This is a genomic window from Hymenobacter jeongseonensis (assembly GCF_015694725.1).
Classification (GTDB): domain Bacteria; phylum Bacteroidota; class Bacteroidia; order Cytophagales; family Hymenobacteraceae; genus Hymenobacter; species Hymenobacter jeongseonensis.
The window spans coordinates 172,069-198,840 of record NZ_JADQDQ010000007.1 but is presented as its reverse complement, the minus strand read 5'-3'; the positions used below and the strand labels follow the sequence as shown (position 1 = coordinate 198,840).

Sequence of the window (26,772 nt, the reverse complement as noted above, 5' to 3'; positions counted from 1 at the left end):
TTTTTTGCGATAACCAAATGGCACAAAAAAGAAAAGACAAAGCCAAGAAGCGCGTTGTCGTGGTGGAGCAGGTTGGCCAGGTACACATCCGTGCCTCGTTCAACAACATCATCATCTCCATCACCAATAACAACGGTCAAGTTATTTCGTGGGCTTCGGCCGGCAAAATGGGCTTCCGTGGTTCGAAGAAAAACACGCCCTACGCTGCCCAAATGGCGATGAGCGACTGCGGTAAAGTAGCCCACGACCTGGGCATGCGCAAAGCCGAAGTATTCGTTAAAGGTCCGGGTTCGGGCCGTGAGTCGGCCATCCGCGCCCTCGGCAACGTGGGTATTGAGGTGACCACCATCCGCGACGTAACGCCGCTGCCGCACAACGGCTGCCGCCCCCCCAAGCGTCGTCGCGTTTAGTTTTTCACTTCTAGTATTAGATTAAGATGGCACGTTATACCGGCCCTACCTCAAAAATTGCCCGTCGCTTCAACGAGCCGATTTTCGGCCCCGACAAAGCGCTCAATAAGAAAGCCTATCCTCCGGGCCAGCATGGCCGCGGCCGTCGCAAGAAGCAGTCGGAGTATGCTGTCCAGCTTATGGAGAAGCAGAAGGTTAAGTACATGTACGGCATGTTGGAGAAGCAATTCGAAAACCTGTTCCACAAAGCAGCTACCATGCCCGGTATCACCGGCGACAACTTGCTCGCTCTGCTGGAAGCCCGTCTGGACAACGCCGTGTACCGTTTGGGCATCGCCTCGACGCGTCGCGCTGCTCGCCAGCTGGTGGGCCACAAGCACATCACCGTTAACGGCGAAGTTGTAAACATCCCTTCGTACCACCTCCGGGCTGGCGACGTGGTAGGTGTTCGCGAGAAGTCGAAGTCGTTGGAAGCCATCACCACGAGCCTGTCGGTTCGCAACTCGCGCCAGTTTTCCTGGTTGGAGTGGGACGGCAAGGAGATGGCTGGCAAGTTCATCAACGCCCCGGCCCGCGAGCTGATTCCGGAGAAAATCACGGAGCAGCTCATCGTCGAATTGTATTCGAAGTAAGTAACGCTACTGGTAGCGGCCCGGCAGTTTGTCGGGCCGCACTTGTGCTTATACTTCACCAACTTTTTTTACATTTTTTACGCCCCACATATGTCAATCTTAGCTTTTCAGATGCCGGAGAAAGTGGTGATGGAGAAATCCGACGACTTCACCGGGACGTTTGAATTTAAGCCGCTCGAGAAGGGCTACGGCGTCACCATCGGCAATGCGCTGCGTCGCATTCTGTTGTCGTCGCTGGAGGGTTTCGCCATCACGTCGGTTCGCACGAACAGCGTGTTGCACGAGTTTTCGACCATCGAAGGTGTGATTGAGGACATGTCCGAAATCATCCTGAACCTGAAAATGGTCCGGTTCAAGAAGACCAGCGACGCCATTGCTGATAAAATTACGGTGCGCGTGAAAGGTCAGGAGACCTTTTCGGGTGCCGATATTGCCAAGTTCGCCAGCGGTTTCGAAGTACTGAACCCCGACCACGTAATTGCTCACTTGGACCCTAGCACTGAGCTGGAGTTTGAGTTGACGATTGCCCGTGGCCGTGGCTATGTGCCCGCCGACGAGAACAAGCCAACTGACCAAGTTTTCGGTCAGATTGCTATCGATGCCATCTACACGCCCATCAAGAACGTGAAGTACAGCATTGAGAATACCCGCGTGGAGCAAAAGACCGACTACGAGAAGCTCATCATTGAGATTCAGACCGACGGTTCGATTCACCCGGAGGAAGCACTGAAAGGTGCGGCCAATATCCTCATTCAGCACTTCATGCTATTCTCGGATAATACGATGACTCTCGAAGGTCCTCGCGTTACCGAAGACGAGCCGATTGATGAGGAAACCATGCAAATGCGCAAGATGCTCAAGACTCCGCTGGAGGACATGGAGCTCAGCGTACGTGCCAAGAACTGCCTCAAGGCTGCCGATATCAAAACGATGGGCGAATTGGTGCAGCTCGAAATTGCTGACATGATGAAGTTCCGCAACTTCGGTAAGAAGAGCTTGACCGAATTGGAGAACCTCGTTGAAGAGCGTGGCCTGGAGTTCGGCATGGACCTGGGCAAGTATCGCCTCGAAGAAGACTAGTCGTAATGGCTGAACCGTTGGAAAGTTGACTGTGTTGCAGTCGGCGGCCAACGGTTCAGCCATTCGCTTTTTATATCATTTTCTTTTTTACTAGTGCGCCCTTGGGGCAGCGGTTCTAATGAGGCCTTCAAGGCCCGCCGTGGTCGCCGCCCGCAAGCGCACATCTTTTCAAACGTCCAATGAGACACGGAAAAAAAATCAACCACCTGGGCCGGACTACCGCCCACCGTCACGCGATGCTGTCGAACATGGCTTCGTCGCTCATCCTCCACAAGCGCATCACGACGACTGTGGCTAAGGCCAAAGCCCTGCGCAAGTACGTGGAGCCGATGCTGACTAAGTCGAAGGAAGACACCACGCACTCGCGTCGGATGGTGTTCGCCGCATTGCAGGACAAAGAATCCATCAAGGAGTTGTTCGGTAACATTTCGAGCAAAATTGCTACCCGTCCCGGTGGCTACACTCGCATCCTGAAGCTGAGCGACACCCGTCTGGGCGACAACGCGGAGATGTGCATCATCGAGCTGGTTGACTTCAACGAGACCCTGCTCGAAGCTAAGTCGGCTGCTGCTGAGAAGGCTACTGCTACGACCCGTCGTTCGCGCAGCCGTGGTGGTAAGAAAGCTGCTGGCGACGCTGCTACTTCGGCTACCGAAGTACAAGGCGAAGCAGTTGCTCCTGCTGCTGTAGTTGAGACGTCGGCTACGGCTGATACCGCTACTGAGACTGTTAAAGAAGGCGAAAGCCGCGATGAAGCTAAGGCTGACGAGGCTAAGGCTTAATTCGCACTAACTGTTAGAATCGAAAGGGACGCGCCGTGAGGTGCGTCCCTTTTTTGTTTGTGTTTACACCCTAGTAACGCAAAGCCTCGCGCTGCAAACGATTGGGGCTAGGTCATGCGTTCGTATGGACGATTTGCAAGCAAAACGTGCTTATGCCGGCTGATTCCCGTAGGTTTGTGGCAACGTAAACTGATTTAAAACCGAGACCCTATGAGCTTCATTTCGCAAATTCACGCCCGCCAAATTTTTGATTCCCGCGGCAATCCCACGGTAGAAGTTGATGTAACGCTTGATTCGGGCGTTATGGGCCGCGCGGCGGTGCCTTCCGGCGCCAGCACGGGCAAGCACGAGGCCGTGGAAATGCGCGACGAAGACAACACCCAGTACATGGGCAAGGGGGTACTGAAGGCCGTAGATAACGTCAATTCCCGCATTGCGGAAGAATTGGTAGGCTTCTCGGTGTACGAGCAGGCGCTGCTCGACAAGATTATGCTGGAGATGGACGGTACGCCCAACAAGGCTAACTTGGGTGCCAACGCCATTTTGGGCGTGAGCCTTGCGGCGGCCCGCGCGGCGGCACTAGATGCCAACATGCCGCTGTACCGCTACGTGGGCGGCGTTGGTGCCTCCACCATGCCGGTGCCTATGATGAACATCCTCAACGGCGGCTCGCATGCCGACAACTCGATTGACTTCCAGGAATTCATGATTATGCCTGTGGGTGCGTCGTCTTTCTCGGAAGCCATGCGCTGGGGCTCGGAGATTTTTCATACGCTGAAAGGCGTGTTGAAGAAGCAGGGCCTAAGCACCAACGTGGGCGATGAAGGCGGCTTTGCACCGAACATCAAATCGAACGAGGAAGCAATCAAGGTGGTATTGCAGGCCATTGAAGTAGCGGGCTACCGCCCCGGCGAGGACGTGATGATTGCCATGGACGCGGCTGTTTCGGAGTTTTATTCGGATGGCGTGTACCACTTCAAAAAGAGCACCGGCGATAAGCTGACGTCTTCGCAGATGGCCGACTATTGGGCTGACTGGGTAAGCAAGTACCCCATCATCAGCATCGAGGATGGCATGGACGAGGACGACTGGGCCGGCTGGAAACTGCACACCGAGAGCTTGGGCAACAAAATCCAACTGGTGGGTGATGACTTGTTCGTGACCAATGTGGACCGCCTGCAGCGCGGCATCGACGAGAACATTGCCAATGCCATTCTCATCAAGGTAAACCAGATTGGTACCCTGACCGAGACCATTGCGGCCGTGAACCTGGGCCGCCGTAACGGCTACAAGAGCATCATGAGCCACCGCTCGGGTGAGACCGAAGACAGCACCATCGCCGACTTGGCCGTGGCCCTGAACACCGGCCAGATTAAGACAGGTTCGGCTTCGCGCTCGGACCGGATGGCGAAGTACAACCAGCTGCTTCGCATTGAGGAGGAATTGGGCGAGGTTGCTTACTTCCCCGGTCGCAAAATGTAATTTCCTGGTTGTGTAACTGCCAAACGGCCGATTTAGCGAGAGCTGAATCGGCCGTTTGTATTACTTTTACTTTGATGCAATTACCTCCTTTTATTAGCCCAATTCTGCGCGTCGTCCGCAGCTTTTATTTCCTTACTGGAGTAGGGTTTCTGGTTTGGATGCTGGTATTTGATGCCAACGATTTGGGCAAGCAGTTCGACATTTATCAAAAGTGGAAGGAGCTGCGCAACGAGAAGCAGTATTACCTCGACAATATCGAGGTAGTGAAGCGGGAACGGGCTGAATTGATGAGCTCGCCGGCGCTGCTGGAAAAATTTGCCCGGGAGCGTTACCTGATGAAGCGGCCAGGTGAGGACGTTTTCGTGCTGGTTCCGGCAACTGAGGAGTAATCCACGAAGGAGGTTTTGGGGAAGCATTTCCCACGGTAACCGTTTCTCTGGGTGCTCCTTTCATCTGAATATTCTGCTGTCTGTTCTTTTCTTTACTTCGGTATGAAGCACATCTACCCTGCCGGTTTGCGGCTGCTTATTGGGGTTCTGAGTCTACTATTTATTGTGGGAATTGCCGTACCAGGTTCCCTGCGTGCTCAGGCTTACCAGTTGCCCGCTACGGGCACCAATGTGGTAACCGCTTGCTCGGGCATGTTGTATGACAACGGCGGGGCCAGCGCATCTTATTCTCCTTATGCCAATGGTTCGACGACGATTATGCCCGCCATTGCAGGCAATAAGGTTAAGCTGCAGTTTACGTCAATCTCCCTGGAGAGCGGTTATGACTACGTGTACATCTACGACGGGACCAGCACAAATGCGCCCCTGATTGGCACGTACAACTCCACCAACCAACCCGGCACCGTGTATGGCACTTCCGCCTCGGGGGCGCTGACGGTGCGCTTGACGTCGGACGGGTCGGTTGAGCTGAGTGGCTTTGCCGCTACCATCGAGTGCGTGAGAACCATCCCGCCCCAGGCGCAGCCGGACCTTACGGTACAAGGGGCTTCGGTTTCGCCGATGAGTGTGGTAGCCGGCGGCTTGCTTACGGCAAGCTGCTCGATTTACAACCTGTCGGGGTCGCAGGCTAGTAGCAGCCCCATTGGATATTACCTCTCGAGCAACCCGGTGCTGGATGCCGCAGACCAGCTATTGAGCAGTGTTCAGGGGTATCCGCTGCCGGTGGGCCAGTACTCTTCGCGCTACGACAATTTTACGGTGCCTACGGGCACGGCCCCGGGCAACTATTACGTGCTGTTCGCGGCCGACCCGCTGAGCCAAATCAGCGAAAGCAACGAGACCAACAACGTGACGGCGGTCAACCTCACGGTAACACCGCCCAGCATCGATCTGATTACGCAGCAAGCATCGGTGTCGCCGCTCAGTACGGCGGCGGGGAATCCGCTCAATTTGGGCTGCTATATCACCAACCAGGGCAATTCCGTGGCCAGTAGCAGCAGCGTGGGCTTTTACTTCTCGCGGGATGCCACATTGGATGCCACTGACCAACTCCTGACTTCGCAATACGGCGGCCAGCTGTCGCCGCCTTATTCGGAGCAGCGCTACGGCACGGCGGCGGTGCCCACTGGGGTGGTGCCGGGGACGTACTACATTTTGTTCGTCGTTGATTTTCAGAACCAGGTCGGCGAGACCAACGAAGCAAACAACGTGTCGGCGGTGAGCATCACGGTGGCGCCGCCCGGCATTGACCTGGTCATTCAGTACGAGCAGCTGTCGCCCAGCACGGTGGTGGCGGGCCAGCAAATTGAAGTCAGCGCCACGCTGATGAACGAGGGCAACACGGCGACCAATAGCAGCTCCATGGGCTTTTATTTTTCGACCAATCAAACCTTCGATGCCAACGATGTGCTGCTGAGCAACCGCATCAGCGGCATGCTGGCGCCTTACCAATACAGCTACAATTCGGCGTATCCGGTGGTGCCCGCGGGCACGGCGCCGGGCACCTACTACGTGCTGTTTGTGGCCGACCCGCAGAACACGGTGGTAGAAGCCAACGAAACCAACAACGTGCGCAGCCTGCCGCTTACGGTGGTGCCGCCTACCATTGATTTGGTGGTACAGAGTGCGTATCTCAACCCCACTTCGGTGGCCACGGGCGGCACTACTTCGGCCTCGTGCTACCTCTATAACCAAGGAAATGCAATGGCCAATCCGGCCACGGTGGGCTATTACCTATCGACAAATTCGGTTTTGGATGCCAGCGATGTGCTGCTGGGCAATAGCCGAAGCCCGTTGGTGGGCGGCAGCTATTTGTCGCCTTACGTTGACCTGACGGTGCCGGCAAGCACGGCAGTGGGGACCTACTACGTGTTATTTGTGGCCGACTACCTCAATCAACTCGTCGAAACCAATGAAGGGAACAACTTGGCCAGTGTCATGCTACAGGTTGTCGCGCCCAGCATAGACCTCTCGTTCTCGCAGGCCTACGTTTCGCCGTATACCACGGCGCCCGGCAATGCCATCAACACCAGTTGCTACGTCGAAAACCGGGGCAATACACCTTCGCCCAGCAGCACGGTGAGCTACTATTTGTCGACCAATCAAGTGTTGGATGCCGGCGACGTGTTGATGCTTACCAGCCCGGGCGGTGTGCTGCCTGCCAGCCAATACTACTCGCGCTACAACGCCCCGATTGTGCCCGTTGGGACAGTGCCGGGTTCTTATCAGGTGCTGTTTGTGCTCGACCCGCAGAATGCCGTGGCCGAAACCAATGAAACCAACAACGTGACCGCGCAGCCGTTGCTAGTGGTGGCACGGGAGGTCGAACTATCGATTGCCCAGCCCTACGTGAACCCATTGGCAACTGCGCCGGGCAATGCCATTAGTACCAACTGCTCCATTCAGAACTCGGGCAATTCGGTGGTAGCCAATAGTACAATTGGCTACTATTTATCCACTAACCAAGTGCTGGATGCCAGCGATGTATTGCTTGCAACCAATGTTGGCGGTCCTTTAGCGGCTGGCCAAAGCGACTACCGAAACAGCAATCCAGTAATTCCGGCCAGCGTAACGCCGGGCACCTACTACGTGCTGTTTGTGGCCGACCCGCTGAATGCGGTGACAGAGACAAACGAAACCAACAACGTGGCTGCCGTGGCGCTGCTGGTGGAGGCCCCAGGCATCGATTTGGCGATTCAGCAGCCCAACCATTCGGGGAGCAGCGTAACGCCGGGATTTGCTATTGCAGCCAGTTGCTACATTCAAAACGCCGGGAATGCCGTGGCTGCGAGTAGCACGGTAGGCTTTTACCTCTCGACCAACCAAGTCTTAGATGCCAGCGACGTGTTGCTGAACACCACGGCTGGCGGTTTGCTGCAAGCAGGCATCAGTTCGGTGCGCACTTCCAATTTAATGATTCCCACTGGCACCCCAGCCGGCAATTACTACCTGCTGTATGTGGCCGACCCCCAGGGCGTTGTGGCTGAAACCAACGAAGCCAACAACGTTGGATTGCTGCCCATCACCGTACTCGGGCCTTTTGCCGGCAGCATCGTGCCGGCGATGGGCGGTGCCACCGTGACCACGTGTGCAACCACGATTTACGACAACGGCGGCTACAACAACTACGTCGATTACTCCAACGGCTCGCTGACCATTTTGCCCGCCACCCCGGGCACCGTGGTTGAGTTGGTATTCAACACGTTTTCGATGGAATCGGGATTTGATTTCGTGCGGGTTTACGATGGGCTGAACGCCAACGCGCCGTTGTTAGGCATTTATACCGGCTACCAAATGCCCCCTCCCTTGGTAGCCACCAACATCAATGGCGCCCTCACGGTACAGTTCACCAGCGACGCCAACGTGAATGGCTCCGGCTTCGATGCCACGGTGACCTGCCGCACGGCTCCGCAATCCGACTTGCTGCTCACGCAGATTGGCGCTTCGCCCTCGACCGTGGCCGCGGGCAGTAGCTTATCCCTGAGCGGGGTAATTGCCAACGAAGGCGCCGGCCCAGCCGCCAGTTCGGTGCTGGGCTACTACCTCTCCACCAATCAAACCCTGGATGCGGGCGACCACTTGCTGGGCACCAGTTCCGGCAGCTTCATGGCCGCTAACCTGAGCGCCACGCGCCGCATGACCGCCGCCGTGCCGAGTACTATGCCCGGAGGCACGTACTACGTGCTGTTTGTGGCCGACCCGCTGAATGCGGTGAGTGAATTGGACGAGAGCAACAACCTTGCGGCACTGGCCGTGACGCTCACCCAGGTGTTGCCCAACCGCGAGCAAACGGCGGGCTACACCGTGGGCATTGCCCCCAATCCCGTTGCCAGTGGCAGTCCGTTGCGCGTGCAGCTGAGCGGAGTGGGGGCCACGTGCACCGCCACGCTCGACCTCTATAATGCCCTGGGGCAGCGCGTCCGTTCCCAACCGTTGCCGTTGGGCGCAGGTCGGGCCAATCAAGCGGAAGTGGCCACCCAAAACCTGGCCACAGGCGTGTATGTGGTGCGCCTGAGGGGGCCGGGGCTGAACGTCACGCGCCGCGTAATAATTGAATAAATCCACTGTCCGGAACAGATTGGAGCGGGGTGACTGGGCTGGCAGGCAGCCGGGGCAGTTGCCTCCGCTTATTTTTGTTCATGCAGCTACCCTTTACTCGTCGGCTGGCGCTGGCTTTTGCGCTGCACTTGGCTGTAGTTGCTACGGGAATAGGAGGGAAGCCCTTGCTCGCCCAATCTCGTTCGGCTGCGCGCCTCAGTCAGGGCCAAGCTGCATATCAGTTTTTGCGCGCGGTGCTCCGCGCCGATTACGCAACGGCCTACAGTCGGCTGGCGCCCGAAGTGCGCCGGGGCATCACCCTGCAGCGCTTTATGGCCGCTGCCCGCCCCTTGTGGAAGAGCGGGCAGCGGCGCGGGCAGGGAATAGAGCTCTACAAACTGGGCGTCCGCCTCGGTGACGGCGGTTCATCGAGGCTGTTTTATGCTTTTGCGTTCGCCAGCGACTCAGCAGCCAAACCACCACCAGCCGTTTTGGAAGTGGTTTTTCGGGATACGGCAGCCCGGGCCGTTTTAGGGTTTGGGTTGCGCCCGGTGTTGCGGCCGCCGCCTACTCCTGCCAAAACGAGCGGACAGCGCCGCTGAGGCGGAGCAACGCTCGGCCCGCGGGGGTAATTACCTAAGCGCGCATTGAAGTTAGCCGATTTTTTTACCCGCCATGGCTTGCTGAATGGAGATGTTCATCACCCGCTCGGCATAAGGCCGGGTCAGCTCGTCCAGTTCATCCATGGCTTTGAGAATGGGGTCACGCTCAGGGCCAGCGAGGGCGCTGCGTACTTTTCCAACCTGCGCCTCGGTGGCGGTCAGCTCTTCCTCGGTCAGGTGCTGGCGGTTCTTCTTCGTGAAATTACCAACCTGATAAAGTAGCTGTTCGGCTGCCGTGCGGGCTTCGATGAGCAAGCGGGCGGCCACGTCTTCCTTGGCATTCACCAGCGAATCCATGAGCATTTGCTCCACCTGTTCGTCGGTCAGGCCGTACTGCGGCTTGATTTCGACTTGCTGCCGGGTGTTGGAACGCAGTTCAATGGCCTCCACCTGCAAAATGCCGTCAGCATTCAGCAGAAAGTTGACGTCGACCTTGGGCAGGCCGGCGGGCATGGCCGGAATGCCCGTCAGCACGAATTCGCCCAGCTTGCGGTTCTGGCTTACCAAGTCGCGCTCGCCTTGGTACACGGCAATTTTCAGGTTTACCTGGCCGTCGATGCTGGTGGTGTACTGGCGGCCAGCTTTGGTCGGAATCTTGGAATTGCGCGGGATGATGGGGTCCAGCAAGCCGCCCAGGGTTTCGATGCCCAGCGTGAGGGGCGTCACGTCGAGCAGCAGCACATCGCGCCGGTTGCCCGCCAGAATGTCGGCCTGAATAGCGGCGCCCAAGGCCACCACTTCGTCGGGGTTGAGGGAATTGTTGGCCGGCTGGCCGAAAAACGCCGAAACCGCGTCGTACACCAGCGGCACGCGCGTCGAGCCGCCTACCAGCAGCACGGCGTCGAGGTCGGTGGCCGCAAGCGTTGAATCCTGCAGCGCCTGCCGACAGGCGGCAATGGTGCGGTCCACCAACGGGCGAATCAGGTCGTTGAACTGCGCGCGGGTGAGCATGACGGCGATGTTCTGGCCGGCCTCGTCGGTGAGGTGGGTAGTGAAATCGTCGTGCTGGCTGAGGTATTTCTTGGCCATTTCGGCGGCCAGGCGCAACTGCTGCTGCAGATGCGGGTTGGAGCGAAAAGCGGCGGGCAGCTGGAACGCGCTGGTCCAGTACTCAGCCACCACGCGGTCAAAGTCGTCGCCGCCGAGGTAGGTATCGCCGTTGGTGCTCAGGACCTCAAAAATGCCCTGCTGAATACGCAGAATGCTGATGTCGAACGTGCCGCCGCCGAGGTCGTACACGGCCACGGTTTTCTCGTCGCTGGGGTCCAGGCCGATGCCGTAGGCCAGCGCGGCGGCCGTGGGCTCGTTCACAATCCGCAGCACTTCGAGGCCGGCGAGGCGGCCGGCGTCGCGGGTGGCTTGGCGCTGGGAATCGTTGAAGTAAGCCGGCACGGTGATAACGGCGCGGTTCACGGGGGTTTTGAGGGCGTGCTCGGCACGGGCACGCAGCTCCTTCAGAATATCCGCCGACAGCTCGATGGGAGAGTAGAACCGGTCCTCAACCCGGATTTTGACCAGGCTTTCGGAGTTGTCGTCGATGACTTTGTAGCCGAGCTGGTCGGCGTGGTTGCCTAGGTCGCGGTAGCTTTTGCCCAGCAGGCGCTTCACCGAATAAATGGTGCGCTGCGGGTCGGTGAGCAGGAATTCGCGGGCTTCGGTGCCCACCACGGGTTCGGCGCCGTCGGCCGGGAAGTGCACCACCGAGGGCACGATGCTGCCGCGCCCCTGGTCGTTGATGGCCACGGGCTGGCGGCTGTCGGGGTGCACGTAGGCCACCAAGCTGTTGGTGGTGCCCAGGTCAATGCCAACGATGATTTCTTCCTGCTGAAAGGTGCCAGTGGCAAGATTGATAGCTACAGTAGCCATAGGGTATAGTCGGTGCTGCTCGAAAAACAGCTCAGGGAATGATAAGAAAAACGGCCGGCCTCGCGCTGCAAAAGTAGCGGGTAAACCACCCCGGCATTGAAACAACGCACACGCGTCATTGTCGGGCTACGCCCATGCCATAATCTTATTAAAAGAATATTCAAGCGTTTAAAACCGGATGGGCAACGGCTCTCGTAGGATATAGAATACCGGGATATGCTGGATACAGCGACCTGATTTCGGCGAGTTATGCCCAGGATGACCGGTTTTCTTCGTTTCCTATTTCCTTTCATCTCAAGCCCTTTTCAGTTTATGAAAAACTTGCTTACTCGTCCCCTTTTCCACGTTGCTCTGCTCGCAACTTCCGTGGGAGGGATATTGGCCTGGAGTGGTCAGCACAATGCCTTGGAGGCTTCGAGCCACCGCGAAGCCCCGCTTATCGCCGATGACCCCTTGGCCGATAACACCGACTTGTATGCGTTCCGCAGCCCGGAATCGGCGGCTAACAACGGCAACGCCAGCGTCACCATTATCGCCAACTACATTCCGTTGGAACTGCCCCAGGGCGGCCCCAACTACAATACGTTTGGTGAGAACGTGCGCTACGAAATCCACGTGAAAAACGACCCAACTACTACGGGCGACGACATCACCTACCGCTTCGTGTTCGACCGGACCAACGAGGACCCCACCACGTTTTTCAACATCCGCCTGGGGCAGGAAAACCTCAAAACCACGTATACCTGCCAGAAGAGCGTAGGCGGTGGCGCCTTCACCACCATCGTGACCGATGGCGCGGTGCCCCCGCCTAATGTCGGTCCGCGCTCCATCACAAGTGCGGCTGGCTTGAGCACCAGCTACAACGCGCTGATGACGAGTGCCATCGAGGAGCTGTCTGATGGCACCAAAATATTCTGCGGCCCGACCGATGACCCGTTTTTCGCGGACCTGGGCGGCATCTTTGACCTGGGCGGCATTCGTGCCCCCGGCGCTGCTCGCGACGGCTTGGCCCGCAAAAACACCCACGCCATTGCCATGCAAATTCCGGTGTCGGTGCTGAAGAAAGCCAGCGCTCCGGCCCTGACGGCTACCACCAACATTTTGGACAGCAACTACATCATTGGCGTGTGGGCTTCGGCCAGCCGCCCCACCCTGCGTACCCTGAACGTGAACGGTACCCAGACCCACACCGGTGCTTTTGTGCAAGTGTCGCGTATCGGCATGCCGTTGACCAACGAAGTAATTGAGCCAATTGGCGAAAAGGATGGCTGGAATGCCCGCACGCCTTACGCCGAAGACGCCGACACCGACGACTACCTCTCGAACCCCGAACTGGGCCTGTACATGGCCGACAACGTTCCCGTGGCCCCTGCGGCGCCCAAGCCCGCTGGCCAAACCTACTACGGCGAGGCCGTGCCCGGCCTTGGCCCTTTGCGCATTCAAACCAAGTCGCTGGCTGGCCGCCCCGGTTTGCCTGCTGCTGGCTTCGACTTCCGCAACGGCGCCGACGGCTTGAGTGGCCTAGCCGGTAACGCGGCCCTCAACGGCACGGCGCTGGCCGCCAATGCGTATGGCCCATACCTGCTGCGTGCCAACAAGCCCCGCTCGGTGGACATCCTGCCCATCTTCCACACCGGCGTGCCCAACCTGGCCCCTTACCAACTGGCTACCGGCAAAAACGGCAACCCCCTAGCCGCCGGCAAGCCATTCATCAACAACTTCCTGCTGGTGGGCGGAAGTGCCACCAATCCCGGTGGCGACGTACTCCGCCTGAACATGGCCGTGCCCCCCACGCCCCGCAACTCGGCCGACTTCAGCTCGGAAGGCCTCTTGGCCGCCGCCGTGCTGGGCCTGACCGATGCGCGCTATAACACCACCACTACCATCCAGAACATCCCGAACATGGACGGCTTCCCGAACGGCCGCCGCTTGGAGGACGACGTAGTTCGCATCGAGCTGCAAGCTGTGGGTGGGGTAGTATTGGCTGCCATCGGCCTGTGGTACGACGACTACACCGCTACCGCCACGAACCCCGTGACGGCGCAACTGGGCAACGTGCTTGGTTTCAACGCCGGCATCACGGCCAACGACACCACGTTCCGGGCCGCCTTCCCCTACGCTCAGACGCCTTGGAGCGGTACCACCGCCCAGCGCACCGCTCTCTCACAACGCAGCGGCCTCGGCTTCTCGCCCAACCTGACCGTGGCGCAAGCCTACCCGAACCCTTTCCTCGACCGCACTACGTTGCGCTTTGAGTTGCCTGCCAAAGCCAACATGAGCATCGTCGTCAGCGACCTGACGGGCCGCAAGGTGGCCACCATCACCAAGGATAAGGCTTTTGCCAAAGGGGCCAACGAAGTAAGCTGGCAGCCGGGCCGCGACGTGGCCCCCGGCCAGTACATCGCCACGCTCTACAACGGCAAAACGGTGGTGCAATCGGTGCGCCTGCAGCGCCAATAAGCTTCCGTAGCTAGCAAACGAGAGCCGTCGTAGGTCCAGGTTGGGCTGTCGGCGGCTCTTTTTTGGTAGTTTTAACGGCTGGTTTTCCACGGCTATTTACTTCCCGATGCTTTGAAAAAATACCTTTACCCCAGCTTAATTGTGGTGTTCTGCTGTTTGGCAGCGGCCATATTTATCTTCAAAAAACCAGCGGTCCGGACGCCCGAACTCAAAGAGCGTCACGCCGACCTTTCGGTGGGCAAAGAATGGTTGAATACCAAGGCTGCCATTCAGGGCTTGCTGGCCAAGCTGCGCACCAATCCCGACGACCAGAAAAGCCGCTTGTTGCTGGCGCAAGCCTACATGCAGGAAGCCCGCGTGACCGGCGACCACCCGTATTATGACGGCGCCGCCGTGCAGCTGCTGGATGTGGTGCTAAAAGCCGAGCCCGACAACTTTGAGGCTTTGTGCTGCAAAGCCTCGCTCAGCCTCACGCAGCATCACTTTGCCCAAGGCCTCGGCCTGGCCCAGCAAGCCCAGCAGCTGAATCCCAACAGTGGTTTCGTATACGGATTGCTGACCGACGCCAACGTGGAGATGGGCCACTACGAGGAAGCCGTGAAAATGGCTGACAAGATGAATACCCTGCGCCCCGACCTGCCGGCCTATGCCCGCGTGAGCTACCTGCGTGAAATTTACGGCGACGTGCCGGGCGCCATTGAGGCCATGAGCTACGCCGTGAAAGCGGGCTACATCGGCCTGGAGCAAACCGAATGGACCCGCGTGGCTCTCGGGCACCTTTACGAAGTGAGCGGTGACACCGCCCGCGCCCGCAACACGTTTCGGATGGCACTGGCGGCTCGCCCCGGCTACGCCTACGCATTAGCGGGCCTGGGCCGCCTGGCCGCCGCCCAAAAGGACTACGCCACAGCCATCAAGCTTCACCAGCAGGCCCGCGCCATGGTGAAGGACTATGCCTTTTCCGATGAGCTGACAGACTTGTACCGCCTCAACGGGCAGCCCGCAGAAGCCCAGAAAATGGCCAAAGAATCCATTGAAATGCTGGCGGGCGCGGCCCAGGAAGCCGACGACAACGAGCAGCTCGGCCATTACGTGGACCGGGAGCTAGCCTATGCCTACCTCAAAACCAATGAGCTGGACAAGGCCTTGGAGCACGCCAAAATTGAATATGACCGCCGCCCCGATAACATCGACGTGAACGAAACCGTGGCCTGGGTGCTCTACAAGCGCGGCGACTACGCCGAGGCCCAGAAATACATGCAGGTGGCCCGCCGCACCGGTTCCAAAAATCCCGCGCTGCTGTGCCGGGCGGGCCTGCTCCTGACCAAAGTAGGCAAAACGGCCGAAGGCCAGCGCCTGATTGAAAGCGCACTGAAAACCGCGCCCTACCTCAATCCGGAATTGGAAGCGGAAGGCAAAAAACTGCTGGCCGCCCGCTAACATGACTACTGCCGGCCGACCAGCTTGGGTGAAAAAAGCCGCTTGGCGCAGCCTAGCGGCCGTGCCGCTGCTGGTGTTGCTGGCCCTGCCCGCCGCCGCCCACGTCCTCAATACCGACCTGAGCAAGCTCTCGCGCACCGAAATTTTTGGGACTTACCTGAAGCTGGGGTTCACGCACATCATTCCGCTGGGGTTCGACCACATTCTGTTCATCATCAGCCTCTATATTCTGGAGCCGCGCCTGAAGCCGGTGCTGCTGCAAGCCACGGCTTTCACGGTGGCCCATTCCATCACGCTGGGGCTGGCCATGTACGGGCTGATTTCGCCCCCTTCGGAAGTTATTGAGCCAATTATTGCGCTGTCCATTCTGTTTGTGGCCATCGAGAATATTATTACCAACAAGCTCAATCCGTGGCGAGTGGCCATTGTGTTCGGTTTCGGGTTGGTACACGGCATGGGGTTCGCCAGTGCCCTCACGGGGCTGGGACTGCCGGAAAAGGACTACTTCGGCTCGCTGATTTCCTTCAATGTGGGCGTGGAACTGGGCCAAGTGGCCGTGATACTGCTGGCCTGGGGGCTGGTGGGGCGGTGGGCCGCCGATAAAGCTTGGTACAAGCAGCGGGTCGTCATTCCCGTTTCCGTGGCCATTGGCTTAGTGGCCGCTTACTGGACAGTGGAGCGGGTGTTTTTTACTTAAACAGTTGTTTAACTAATTACTTTTTACGCTTCGATGCTGCGCACTCTGCTCGCTTTCTTGCTCTTGGCCAACTACCTGCTGGTGGTAGGGGCGGGGCTTGGGGTAGCGCGAGCGGCGGCGCCCACTTTTTCGGCTGCCCACCCCTACGAGCACAGCCAGCACTGCCAGCAGCAGAACTACCTGCGGCTGGACTGTTTTGAGCAGTGCAACGGCCGGCAGCAGGCGTCCAAGGCCAAACTGCCCACCGGCGCCGGGCTGCATTTCCTGGCCCAGTTGAAGGGTTTGGACGTGCATTGCCCCGCCGCGTTTGCCCTGCTGAGCCCGCGGCTGGTAATTCGGCCCTTGGGCAAGCCACAACCTGCGGCGGCCGCTGCCGCGATGGCGGCCGGATTTGGCAGCCGTGATTATCCACCACCCCGCCGGGGATAAGCTGGGTTTCGAATGTGCCAAGTTCTAGGCGAACCTGGGCGCATTCACGAGGCGCGCTCCTGCAGCAGCGCCTGCTCATCTTATTTTCTATCTGATGCCGCACAAGCTTTCGGCTTGCGTTCCATCATTTCTCCGGCTTTATGCACTCTCTTTATTTTTTGATAACAACCCGCTTCCGGCGGGTGGGGGCACTTATGGGCCTGCTGCTCACTACCCTGGGCAGGCCAGTGGCTTTTGCTCAACCCACTGCCATTCTGCGGGGCACCGTGGCCGATTCGCTCTCGGGCCAGCCATTGGCGGGCGTTAGCGTAGGCCTCGAAGGCCAGCCCGGCGGCACTGCCACCGACGCCCTGGGCCGCTTTCGGTTTGCCGGAGTCGCGGCCGGTACGTACACCCTGCGCGTGGGGGCGCTGGGCTACCGCAACGCGGCGCAGCCGGTGACGGTGGCGGCCGGCGAAACGCTTACGCGCACGTTCCGCATTGCGCCTGCGGCCCTGAGCCTGGCCGAAGTGACCGTGAGCCAGCCCCGCGACCCCAACCAAAGCCTGGCCGCCATCAACCAAATCGACAAGGTGCTACGGCCCGTGAACTCGGCCCAAGACCTGCTGCGGCTGGTGCCGGGCCTGTTCATTGCCCAGCACGCGGGCGGCGGCAAGGCCGAGCAGATTTTCCTGCGCGGGTTCGACGTGGACCACGGCACCGACTTCGCGGTGAGCGTAGACGGCCTGCCGGTGAACATGGTGAGCCACGCCCACGGCCAGGGCTACGCCGATTTTCACTTCGTGATACCCGAAACGGTGGAGCAGTTGAAGGTATACAAAGGGCCGTACACGGCGCGGTTCGGAGATTTTGCCACGGCCGGCGCGGGCGAGTTCAGCACCAAAACCCGCCTCGATGCCAGCCAAGTAAAGCTGGAAGTCGGCCGCTTCGACACCCGCCGGGCGCTGGTGATGCTGGACCTTTTGGGCAACAACAACCGCCACCTTTTCTCCAAAAAGCCCGAAAGCGCCTACGTGGCCGCCGAGTATAGCTTTACCAACGCCTACTTTGACCAGCCGCAGGATTTTCGGCGCTTCAACGGGCTGGCCAAGTACACCGGCCAGCTTTCGGACCGCACAGCCCTCACGCTACTAGGCTCGCACTTTACGTCGAGTTGGGATGCCAGCGGCCAGATTCCCGAAAGCGCCGTGCGCGACGGCATCATCTCCCGTTTTGGCAGCCTCGACCCCAGCGAAGGCGGCCACACCAACCGCACCAATGCCTCGGTGGTGCTCACCACCGGCCTGCCCGGCGACGCCGTGATTCGGCAGCAGCTCTATTATTCCCGCTACAACTTCAACCTATTTTCCAACTTTACCTTCTTCCTGAATGACGAGGAAAACGGCGACGAAATCAACCAGACCGACGCCCGCAACATCTACGGCTACACCGGTACCTACGACCGCGACGACCAACTGGGCGCCCGCAGCCTGCACACCACCTTCGGTCTCGGCACCCGCATCGACGCCGCCGACGTAACCCTGCGCCGCGCTGTGCGCCGCACCATCTCCGATACCATTACGGCGGGCCGGGTATTTGAGCAAAACCTAAACGCCTACCTCGACGAAACCCTGGCCCTGACCGACCGCCTGACGCTAAATGCCGCCGTGCGGGCCGACGTGTTTACGTTCGATTTTCAAGGCATCATCACCAACGACAACGGGAATCCAGAGCCGTTGAACGGCCGCAAAACCCGCGCCCGCGTGTCGCCCAAGCTGAATGTGTACTATGAGCTGACCCCGACGGTGCAGCTGTTTGCGCGCTCCGGCTACGGGTTTCATTCCAACGATGCGCGCGGCGTGGTGCGCGGCACCCGGAACGATAATGTGCTGCCCCGTGCCTTGGGCTACGAGGCGGGCAGCACCTTCAAGCCCCTGCCGGGCGTGGTGGTGAATGCCGCATTCTGGGCCCTGCACCTGGAAGACGAGCTGATGTACGTGGGCGACGAAGCCATTGTGGAAAGCGCCGGCCGCACCCGCCGCTACGGCGCCGACTTCTCGGTGCGCTACCAACTCACCCGCGCCCTGTTTGCCGACGTGGACCTGAACTACAACCACGGCCGCCTGGTGGGCGTGGCCGAGGGCCAGAACTACATTCCGCTGGCGCCGCGCTTCACCAGCGTGGGCGGCCTCACCCTCAAAAGCCCGCAGGGTTTCGGCGCCAGCCTGCGCTACCGCCACCTCGACCGCCGCCCGGCCAACGAGGACAACTCCATTCAAGCCCGCGGCTATTTCCTGCTCGACGGTGTGCTGAGCTATACTCGCTCGCGCTTCCAGCTCGGGGCCACCGCCGAAAATCTATTCAACGTGGCCTGGAACGAGGCCCAGTTTGCCAACCCCAGCCGCCTGCGCGGCCAAACTACGCCCGTGGTGGAGCAACTGCATTTCACGCCCGGCACGCCGTTTTTTATAAAGGTGAATGCGAGCGTGTTTTTCTAAAAAGCCGCTTTAAGAGAAGTGACGCCAGCAGCTCTGCGTCCGCAATGGATGAGCGAATAAGACAGGCCCGGGCCTCTGGGGCATAAAGTTGTGCAACTTCGCCCTGCCAATGCCTCTTGCCTTTGGCCCAACTTATGTCCAAACACTTACTGCTGCTTCTACCGGGCCTGCTTTTGGCCTTGGGCAGCGCGGCCCAAACGCCCGCGCAAACCATCAAGCCCCGCCTCACCAACGTCACGGTTTACCTCAACGGTTCGGCTTTGGAACACCAGGGCCAGGTAACCCTGGCCGCTGGCCTGAACCGTTTGGTAGTGGGCAACCTGTCGCCTCGCATCGACGCCCAGACGCTGGAGGTGCGCTTGGGCGAGGCCGCCGAACTGCTTTCCGTGAGCGACGACGATGACGAAGCCCCAGTCCCCAAGCTGCTCAACCAAACTGCCGCCGACAGCCTGACGCGGGCCGAAGCCGAGCTGAGCATCATCGAAGGCGAGTTGCAGGGGTTGCAACAGGAAAAGGCTTTCTTGCTGGCCAACCAAACCCTGCCCTCGGGCACCCAGGCCAACTGGAGCGCCGAGGTGCAGAAGGGCAGCAGCCTAATGCGCACCCGCCTGCCGGCCATTCAGCGCGAAACAGAGCGGCTCAAAGCCCGGCAGGAGGTACTGAACGCCCAGTCCAAAGAGCTGCGCCCGCGCGCCACCGAAACCAACTTGGGCAGCTGGCAGGTGCTACTGGTGCGCGCCCCACGCGCCGTGACAGTGCCACTGGCCATGCGGTACTTTGTCCGCACCCGGATACTGTGGCTTCCACGGCTCGATATTCGGGCCAACGCCACAGGCCGGGAAGTGGAGTTCGTGACGCACGGGCTGCTGCGCAACGGTACAGGGCTGCTGTGGCAGCAGGTGCGCCTCGTGCTGATGCGCCATGCGCAGGGCGACGATATCTCGCGACCTGAGCTAGCACCTTGGGAACTGGATTTCGACGGCGGCGACCACATCGGCGAGGGCCGCATCGACGAGTTTGTGGTGAAGGGCACGGCCAAGGGCCGCCCGATAGAAGTGTCGCAAGGCACGCGCTACGAGGTGCCGGAACTGGTAACGCTGGCCACTGGCGCCCGGCGCGAACTCACGCTGCCTGCAGTGAAGCTGGTGGGCCGGCCCGAGTACCTGGCCGTGCCGCGGGTATCAGAGCACGTGTTTCTGCAATCCAAAGTATCGGGCTGGGAAGGGCTGCAGCTGCCCGACGACGCCAAGATATTCCACCAAGGCATGTACGTGGGCAACACGGAGCTGAACGACCGGGCGTTTAACGACTCGTTGGAAGTGGCCCTGGGCCACGACGAGCAGCTGGTGGTGGGCCGCGCCAAACTGGAAGACTTCAGCGGCAACGTGCCCCTGAGCGACAAGCGCCGCGTGCGCCTCACGTATGAGCTCAACGTGCGCAACCGCCATCCCGAAACCGTACGTCTCCGCCTCCTCGACCAAGTGCCGGTATCGGAGGAGAAGGAAATCAGCGTGAAAGTGCTCGAAACCAGCGGCGCCCAGCTCGACGCGCGTTCTGGCAAGCTAACGTGGTTGCTGACCTTGCCTTCGGGCGCGAATCAGCGGCTCCGGTTTAGCTTCCAAGTTGATTACCCAAAGGATAAGAAAGTAGAAATCATCAACCACCAAGTCCGGATTTCCAGCCCCAAATTCCGCTAGTAAGCCCCGGCAGCTACTGAATCAACAAACACAAAAAAGCCTCTCCGAGCTATTCGGAGAGGCTTTTTTGTGCTAAAGCCGGCTGGCAACGGGCCAGTTCGGCTGGGCTGAAGGGTTAGCGCAGGGCCAGCTTGCGGCTGAGCTTAAACTCCGGCACCGACAGCTGGTACATCCCCGAAGCCAGTGCCCGCTTCACGCCCAGGCGCACTTCGTTCGAGCCGGGGTAGAGGCGCACGGTTTCTTCGTGCACCAGGCGGCCGGTGAGGTCGTGCAGGCGGATGGTGGCGTTTTGCTGGAGCTTGGATTGCAGCACCACGTCGATGCGGTCGGCGGTGGTGGGGTTGGGGTACACGCTCAAATCGGTGCTCAGCGCGGCTGGGATGGCAGCGGGCGTGTCGTTGTCGCGGCGGCCGGTCATGGCCCCGGTTACCACCGCGGGCGGCATGTAGGTGGCTTTGATAAAGCAACGCTGGGCAGGGTTGGCCGTGGAGGCGTTATTAGCGCGCAACGTGTACCAGCCCTCGGCCGGGGTGGTGTAGGAACCCGTGAGGTTGCCGGTGCCGGTGAGGGTGCTCACAACGGTGCCGGCGCTGTTCGTCACCGACACGGTGAGGCTGCGGGTGGCATCGGTGGGGTAGAGAACGTAGGAAATGACTTTGCCCGACGCCACGTAGATGCGGCCTGCCTTGCGAATGGCCGTGGAAGAGGCGGGCAACTGCCCGCCCTGGCCCAGCGAGCGGCTGTCCTTGTCGCCGAGGTCATCGGCCAACTCCCATTCCTGGGTGGTGGTGCGGGCCGTTTTCACGTAGCCGGTGGCGGCGTTGGTGGGTGCCCACACCGAGTACCCGCGGCGGCCGCCGGCGGCCGTGCCGTTGCAGGGTGGGGTGTTGATGGCCACCGTCTGCGAGCCGCTCACCGTGACGGTGGCGGTGCCGTTGGCGCCGGAGTAGTCCTTGAGCACGGTGCCGGGCGCGAAGTCGCAGCTCACGGTGGAGTTCTGCCAGGTGCTGAAGTTGTCGTTGATGCCGATGATGGCCTTGGTGCTGCGCTCAATCACGAGGTGGTCGGCGGCCTGCCAGCGCACCTTGTAGGCGCCTTGCTTGAACTTCAGGTTTTGGTGGCACCAAATCAGGTTTTCGATGTCGGAGCGAACCGGCAAATCCGTGGTGCTTTTGGGGCTGTGCGAGTAGCGTTTGCCGGTGTTACCGATGTTGAACAAGTCCTCGAAGAAAATCTGGGGCGAGCCATCGAAGGCCAGCGCGGCGGCGTAAGCCGCCGACAGGCGGGGGTCAAACGGGTCGATGTGGGGGGCCAACTCCGAGCCGGTGTTCCAGCCGGTGTAGTTGCCAGTGCTGCCCACCTGGGGCCGGAAAGTGTCGTGGTTGTTCACAAACGGCACGGTGCGGTGCACGTAGGTCCCGTTGGTGAGGACCACGCGGGTGCCCTGCTGGAAGCCCGGCAGCGAGCCAATGTCGAAGTTGCCGCCGCCGCTCACGATGCTGTAGAGGCCGTTGCGCAGCGAGAAGTCGAAGGTGCCGGCGCGGCTTTGCACGTTGGCCACCCAGCCGTCCATCTGGCTCGAGGAGCCCACCCATTCGCCCACGGCGTACATGGTGGGGCTGCCGTTGGCCCAGCCGGCGTTGCTCTGCAGGTTGTAGAGGAAGTCTTCCATGGCGAAGTCCGGGAAGTGCTTCACTGCATCGAGGCGCACGCCGTCGAAGCCAACTTGCTTCTTGTACCAAATCAGCCATTCGCGCTGCTTGTTGCGCATGTAGTCGGCGCTTTGCACGGGGTTGAAGGTGGCGTTGGAGCTTTGGCCGTAGGAGCCGTTGTAGTAGCTGATGTCGGGCCCGAACAGCACCTGGTTCCAGTCGCCGCTGGTGGAATTGTTGCCGGGGTTGGGGTTGAAGTTCTGCCAGTTTTTGGAGAAGCGGCCGTTGCGGGCCAAATAGTTGGCGGCGCTTTCGTCCACGGCCGGCGTGGCGTAGCTCACGTAGCGGAAGTTCTTGTACTTGCTGGTGGTGTAGTCTTCCCAGGCGCCCGGGTCTTGCCCGCCGCCGCCGCTAGCCGAGCCGGCGCCGTCGTTGTGGTTCAGCACAATGTCCTGCACCACGTCGATGCCGTTGGCGTGCAGAATGGCCACGCCGCGCAGCAATTCGTCCTTGTTGCCCACGCGGGTGGCCAAAAAGCCTTTCTGGTACTTGTCGCCCAGGTCGTAGTTGTCGAAGGGCGAGTAGCCGTTGCCTTGGTTGGGGCTTTTCACGGTGGGCGGCATCCACACGGCATCAATGCCCATGGCCTTCAGGCGCGGGGCCAGGTCGGCGATGTAGTTCGCCCAGCCGTTGGGGTAATTGCTGTTCCAGTAGTCCCACCAGAAGCCTTGCAGCACCACCTGTTGAGCGCGCACCGCTTGGTTGCCCATGCCCAAGAGCAGAGCCAGCAGCAGGAGCGGACGTTTAAAAGAAAATTTTGTAAAATGCTTCATGTGTGGGAATTGGGTTTATGAAAAAAAGAAGAAGAATGTGTACCGATTTTATTGCCGAATAAGCAAAAGCTGAAACGGCCATTTGGCTCAGTAAGGTAGCGATTTAGCAGCATTCTACTCTATGAATGCCAGAATCTTTTGATGCCCGGCACTGCCTGCTGTGTTTTGGGCTTTAGTAATATTCAAAGCTGGTGCATACGTCGCCCGCTACAGGCAACGGGCAACAGCCAACTGGAATAGCCAGATAGGGGCAGCAACTCTTTAATTACCTCGCATCCGCAAGGCTGGCACGAGAAATATTGGTCTGATGCGTGCGCCCGGAGTACTTTCAGGAAATCTTAAGCTGAAAAGGATGAGGAATTCTACTGCCGCGAAAGTTTGGGGACGTCGCGGGTTATTGATTGCGCTGGCAGCTTTCGCCGCGGGCTGTCAGCTTCGGGCCGATGAGCTTGGCGGTGTCTCAACCAAACTACCGGTTACGACCCACCGGGCGGCCCTGGCCTCGCCCCCCGCACCCGCCACCATCCCCGACTCGCTGGCCCTGACGCCTATTCCTTTGCTGGCCGAGGTGCCCGATACCCTGCGTCAAGCTATCCAGCAGTTGCACGCCGCCCTGGGGCCCGAGGCCGCCGACCTTCGCCCCGAAGTACTCGAGCAAGCCTGCGTAGGCTACCTCACCCTGCACCCCACCGGCCGCATCGAGCGCGCCGGCTTGCTGGCCGTGGCCGATATGGACCTGCCCAACACTACCCCGCGCCTCTGGGTACTGGACCTGCGCAACGGCCGCGTGCTGCACCACAGCTTAGTAGCCCATGGCGAGGGCTCGGGCAAGCTGCGGGCCACCCGGTTTTCCAACCTGGAAAAATCGGCCTGCACCTCGCTGGGCTTCTACCGCACGGCCGGCACGTACGAGGGCATTCACGGCTATTCGCGCCGCATTGAAGGCCTCGACAAGGGCCAAAATGCCAACGCCTTCGACCGCTATGTGGTGCTGCATGCCGCCGACTACGCCAGTCCGAAGTACATTCAGCAGCACGGGCGCCTGGGCTACAGCCGCGGCTGCCCTGCGCTGCCGCCCGAGCAGTTCAAGGAAATTATCGCCTCGGTGCGGGTGGGCAGCATGCTGCTGATTAGCGGGCCGGGACTGGCCTCGCGCTGGCTCGATGGCCGGGCCGCCGGCAAGCGCTTTCTGGCCCGGGGCTGGGAGTAGTAATGGCCATTTTTGCGTTATATTACTTTGTAAAACAGCTGTTTATTGAAGTAGTGGATTCTTCAACGACACGCGAAGCGCAAGCCTCGCGCTACCGTTCCAAAACCCGCTGAAGGAATCATTTGGGCCAACTAACCGTTTATAAACCAGCCGCCGGACTGCGAACTACGTATAAGGTTGCAAATCAACAGCTGCATGCAGGACCAGTGGTTCTACTTGCTTCACCTGCTAATTCCAAGAAAATATGCACCAGACCAGCGTAATTCAGCGCAAACGCAAGATGATGCGGGCTCGCGTGGCCCGTCGCGTACTGCCCTTTCTGGCGTCATTGTTCCTGGCTACCCCGCTGGCAACGCCCGTGACCAAATCCATGGCCGGTGGGACTGGTAACGAGGTGCGTATGCCCAACGTGGCCACTTCGCCCACCGCTGTTTTCGATATGAAACTGCGCGCTACTTACGACGCGCTGGGTGCCGAGCAGCAGGGCCTCAAGTTTGAAACCTTCGCCAAGGCCATGACGGGCTACCTCAACCTGCGCGAAGCCGGCCAGCTAGCCGACGACAAGCAATTGCTGACCGTGGTAGACTTCGACCTGCCCTCAACCGAAAAGCGGCTTTGGGTGTTCGATTTGGCCACCAACCAAACCAAATTCCACACGCTGGTGGCCCACGGCCACAACTCCGGTGAGAACGAAGCCACCAACTTCTCCAACACCGACCAGAGCAACATGAGCAGTCTCGGGTTCTATGCCACCAGCAAAGAATACCAGGGCAAGCACGGCCGCAGCCTGCGCCTCGAAGGCCTCGATGAGGGCTTTAATACCAACGCGGCGGCCCGTTCGGTGGTGATGCACGGCGCAGATTATGTCAGCGAAGACTTCATCAAGCAGAACGGCCGCTTGGGCCGTAGCCTCGGCTGCCCCGCCTTGCCCATGGACCTGAAGGATGAAATTATTGATGCCGTAAACGGTGGCACTTGCTTGTTCATCAATAAGTCAAACGCCGGTTACGATTCGAAATATCTAAATCAAGAAGCCGCCATCGCCGCCCTGGTGTCGACTTCTACTGCCGCTAATCAAAGCTAGAAAACAAACTTGTTGCATTAGGAAAGGCCCGTCTGGATTTCCAGGAGGGCCTTTCCTTTTGGTTAAAACCAGATTTTCTGCTGAGCTTGTCGAAGCTTCCACTCGCGACATCTGTCATGCTGATGAAGGAAGCATCTTATCCCCGCAGAACGACTCTCGTTCAGCCGTGATAAGGTTCTTCGACCTCGCTTGATTCGCGACATGCTCAGGATGACATATGGCGTGAGCCAGATGCTGCGACTCCACTCAGCATGACATTCGTTTGAGTGAAGCTTATTGATAAAGAAGCTTCTTTAAATAAACTGGCTACCCCAGCTTTACCCCAAACTTCTGCCCGACACCCTCTAAATCCTTCACCACGGCATCCAGCAACGGAATGCCTTCTAGCAGGCGCACGGCGGCCATTTCGCGCTCGGGGTCGCCGGGGATGAGGACTTTTTTGCCCTCGATGGCGTGCGCGTTACGGAACGTGGTAATCCAGTTATCCATGTGGGCCTTGAACTCGTCGGCGGGCCGGAAAGCATCTACGCGCATAGCGCCGAAAAAGTGGCCCAGGCCCTGGCCTACGGGGTCAGTAGGGGGCTGCAGGAACGCCACGAATGGGGGCACCCACGGGCCGTAGTTGGCGCCGGAGAGCACCGCCGAAAAAATATCAACCACCGAGCCCAGTGCGTAGCCTTTGTGCGAGCCGGTGGCGCCGCCCAGGGGTAGCAGGGCGCCCCCATTTTTCACGGCGTTCGCATCGGTCGAGCCGCTGCCGTCGGCGTTCTGCACCCAGCCTTCGGGCACCGGCAGTTGCTTGCGCTGGGCAATTTCGAGCTTGCCGTTGGCGGCGGTGGTCGTGGCGAGGTCGGCTACGAAATCGGGCTGCTCGCCGGCGGGCACAGCTACCGCAATGGGGTTGGTGCCGAGCAGGCGGTCGAGCGAATAGGTGGGCGCGACCAGGGGCGAGGCATTGGTCATGGCCACGCCTATCATGTCGTGGGCCAAAGCCAGCATGGCGTGGTAGCCGGCAATGCCGAAATGGTTGGAGTTTTTTACCGATACCCAGCCCGTACCCACTTGCTGTGCTTTTTCGATGGCCACGCGCATGGCTTTGGGGCCCACCACTAGGCCCAGGCCGCCGTCTCCGTCTACCACCGCGGTGCTGGGGGTTTCGTAGGTCACGCCTACGCGGGGCGTGGGGTTAATGCGACCGGCTTCCCAGAGGCGCACGTAGCCCACCAAGCGGGCCACACCGTGCGAATCGATGCCACGCAGGTCGGCCGAAAGCAGGGTTTCGGTGGCGAGGGTGGCATCTTCTTCGGGGCAGCCGATGCTGCGGAAAACGGCTTCGGTGAAGGTGAAAAGCTGGTTGTAGGAGAAAGTCATCGGGGATTTATTAGTTCGTCC

The 26,772-nt window shown here is 59.7% G+C and carries 19 protein-coding genes; 16 read left to right on the top strand and 3 right to left on the bottom strand.

The features are described 5' to 3' along the window. Positions 1-17 precede the first annotated feature (17 nt). The 8 genes from rpsK (at position 18) to I2I05_RS15125 (ending at position 9,475) form a co-directional block, all read left to right on the top strand. Positions 18-410: a 30S ribosomal protein S11 gene (gene rpsK / locus I2I05_RS15160; protein ID WP_035567868.1), complete on the top strand. Its 393-nt coding sequence runs from the start codon at positions 18-20 to the stop codon at positions 408-410. 26 nt (positions 411-436) lie between these two features. Then, positions 437-1,042, top strand: a complete 606-nt coding sequence (rpsD, locus tag I2I05_RS15155) for a 30S ribosomal protein S4 (protein ID WP_196283122.1) — start codon at positions 437-439, stop codon at positions 1,040-1,042. Positions 1,043-1,132: 90 nt separating this feature from the next. Continuing rightward, the gene (locus I2I05_RS15150; protein WP_196283121.1) at positions 1,133-2,122 is read left to right on the top strand and encodes a DNA-directed RNA polymerase subunit alpha; all 990 of its coding nucleotides are present in this window, start codon (positions 1,133-1,135) and stop codon (positions 2,120-2,122) included. Between the two features lie 179 nt (positions 2,123-2,301). Beyond that, positions 2,302-2,904, top strand: a complete 603-nt coding sequence (gene rplQ, locus I2I05_RS15145) for a 50S ribosomal protein L17 (protein WP_196283120.1) — start codon at positions 2,302-2,304, stop codon at positions 2,902-2,904. Positions 2,905-3,114: 210 nt separating this feature from the next. Next, the gene (gene eno / locus I2I05_RS15140) at positions 3,115-4,386 is read left to right on the top strand and encodes a phosphopyruvate hydratase (RefSeq protein ID WP_196283119.1); all 1,272 of its coding nucleotides are present in this window, start codon (positions 3,115-3,117) and stop codon (positions 4,384-4,386) included. Positions 4,387-4,460: 74 nt separating this feature from the next. Continuing rightward, positions 4,461-4,775: an FtsB family cell division protein gene (locus I2I05_RS15135; protein WP_196283118.1), complete on the top strand. Its 315-nt coding sequence runs from the start codon at positions 4,461-4,463 to the stop codon at positions 4,773-4,775. Between the two features lie 102 nt (positions 4,776-4,877). After that, positions 4,878-8,894, top strand: a complete 4,017-nt coding sequence (locus tag I2I05_RS15130) for a CARDB domain-containing protein (protein WP_196283117.1) — start codon at positions 4,878-4,880, stop codon at positions 8,892-8,894. Positions 8,895-8,974: 80 nt separating this feature from the next. After that, the gene (locus tag I2I05_RS15125; protein WP_196283116.1) at positions 8,975-9,475 is read left to right on the top strand and encodes a hypothetical protein; all 501 of its coding nucleotides are present in this window, start codon (positions 8,975-8,977) and stop codon (positions 9,473-9,475) included. 51 nt (positions 9,476-9,526) lie between these two features. Here the strand turns inward: I2I05_RS15125 and hscA are convergent, their stop codons facing one another. Next, positions 9,527-11,401 carry a Fe-S protein assembly chaperone HscA gene (hscA, locus tag I2I05_RS15120; RefSeq protein WP_196283115.1) on the bottom strand — a complete coding sequence of 625 codons (1,875 nt, stop codon included), beginning with the start codon at positions 11,399-11,401 and terminating at the stop codon, positions 9,527-9,529. Between the two features lie 312 nt (positions 11,402-11,713). On the opposite strand from hscA, the gene I2I05_RS15115 reads away from it, so the two are divergent. The 6 genes from I2I05_RS15115 (at position 11,714) to I2I05_RS15090 (ending at position 20,601) form a co-directional block, all read left to right on the top strand. After that, positions 11,714-13,861, top strand: coding sequence for a DUF4331 family protein (locus I2I05_RS15115; protein WP_196283114.1), 2,148 nt, complete (start codon positions 11,714-11,716; stop codon positions 13,859-13,861). Positions 13,862-13,972: 111 nt separating this feature from the next. Next, positions 13,973-15,301, top strand: coding sequence for a tetratricopeptide repeat protein (locus tag I2I05_RS15110; RefSeq protein ID WP_196283113.1), 1,329 nt, complete (start codon positions 13,973-13,975; stop codon positions 15,299-15,301). Between the two features lies 1 nt (position 15,302). Further along, positions 15,303-15,998, top strand: coding sequence for a HupE/UreJ family protein (locus I2I05_RS15105; RefSeq protein ID WP_196283112.1), 696 nt, complete (start codon positions 15,303-15,305; stop codon positions 15,996-15,998). A 33-nt stretch (positions 15,999-16,031) separates the two neighbouring features. Beyond that, entirely contained in the window at positions 16,032-16,427 is a 396-nt protein-coding gene (locus I2I05_RS15100; protein ID WP_196283111.1) for a hypothetical protein, read from the top strand. A 140-nt stretch (positions 16,428-16,567) separates the two neighbouring features. Then, a complete protein-coding gene (locus I2I05_RS15095; protein ID WP_196283110.1) occupies positions 16,568-18,904 on the top strand; it encodes a TonB-dependent receptor in 2,337 nt (778 codons plus the stop codon). A gap of 134 nt (positions 18,905-19,038) precedes the next feature. Continuing rightward, on the top strand, positions 19,039-20,601 hold the full coding sequence (locus tag I2I05_RS15090) for a DUF4139 domain-containing protein (RefSeq protein ID WP_196283109.1): 1,563 nt from the start codon (positions 19,039-19,041) through the stop codon (positions 20,599-20,601). Between the two features lie 115 nt (positions 20,602-20,716). Here the strand turns inward: I2I05_RS15090 and I2I05_RS15085 are convergent, their stop codons facing one another. Continuing rightward, on the bottom strand, positions 20,717-23,086 hold the full coding sequence (locus tag I2I05_RS15085; RefSeq protein WP_196283108.1) for an alpha-amylase family glycosyl hydrolase: 2,370 nt from the start codon (positions 23,084-23,086) through the stop codon (positions 20,717-20,719). Between the two features lie 352 nt (positions 23,087-23,438). Here I2I05_RS15085 and I2I05_RS15080 point away from each other — a divergent pair, with 352 nt between their 5' ends. Beyond that, entirely contained in the window at positions 23,439-24,296 is an 858-nt protein-coding gene (locus I2I05_RS15080) for a murein L,D-transpeptidase catalytic domain family protein (protein WP_196283107.1), read from the top strand. A gap of 244 nt (positions 24,297-24,540) precedes the next feature. Continuing rightward, the gene (locus I2I05_RS15075; RefSeq protein ID WP_196283106.1) at positions 24,541-25,380 is read left to right on the top strand and encodes a murein L,D-transpeptidase catalytic domain family protein; all 840 of its coding nucleotides are present in this window, start codon (positions 24,541-24,543) and stop codon (positions 25,378-25,380) included. 306 nt (positions 25,381-25,686) lie between these two features. Here I2I05_RS15075 and I2I05_RS15070 read toward each other — a convergent pair whose 3' ends face one another. Then, complete coding sequence (locus tag I2I05_RS15070; RefSeq protein ID WP_196283105.1) at positions 25,687-26,751, bottom strand: Ldh family oxidoreductase; 1,065 nt, start codon at positions 26,749-26,751, stop codon at positions 25,687-25,689. Positions 26,752-26,772: the final 21 nt, after the last annotated feature.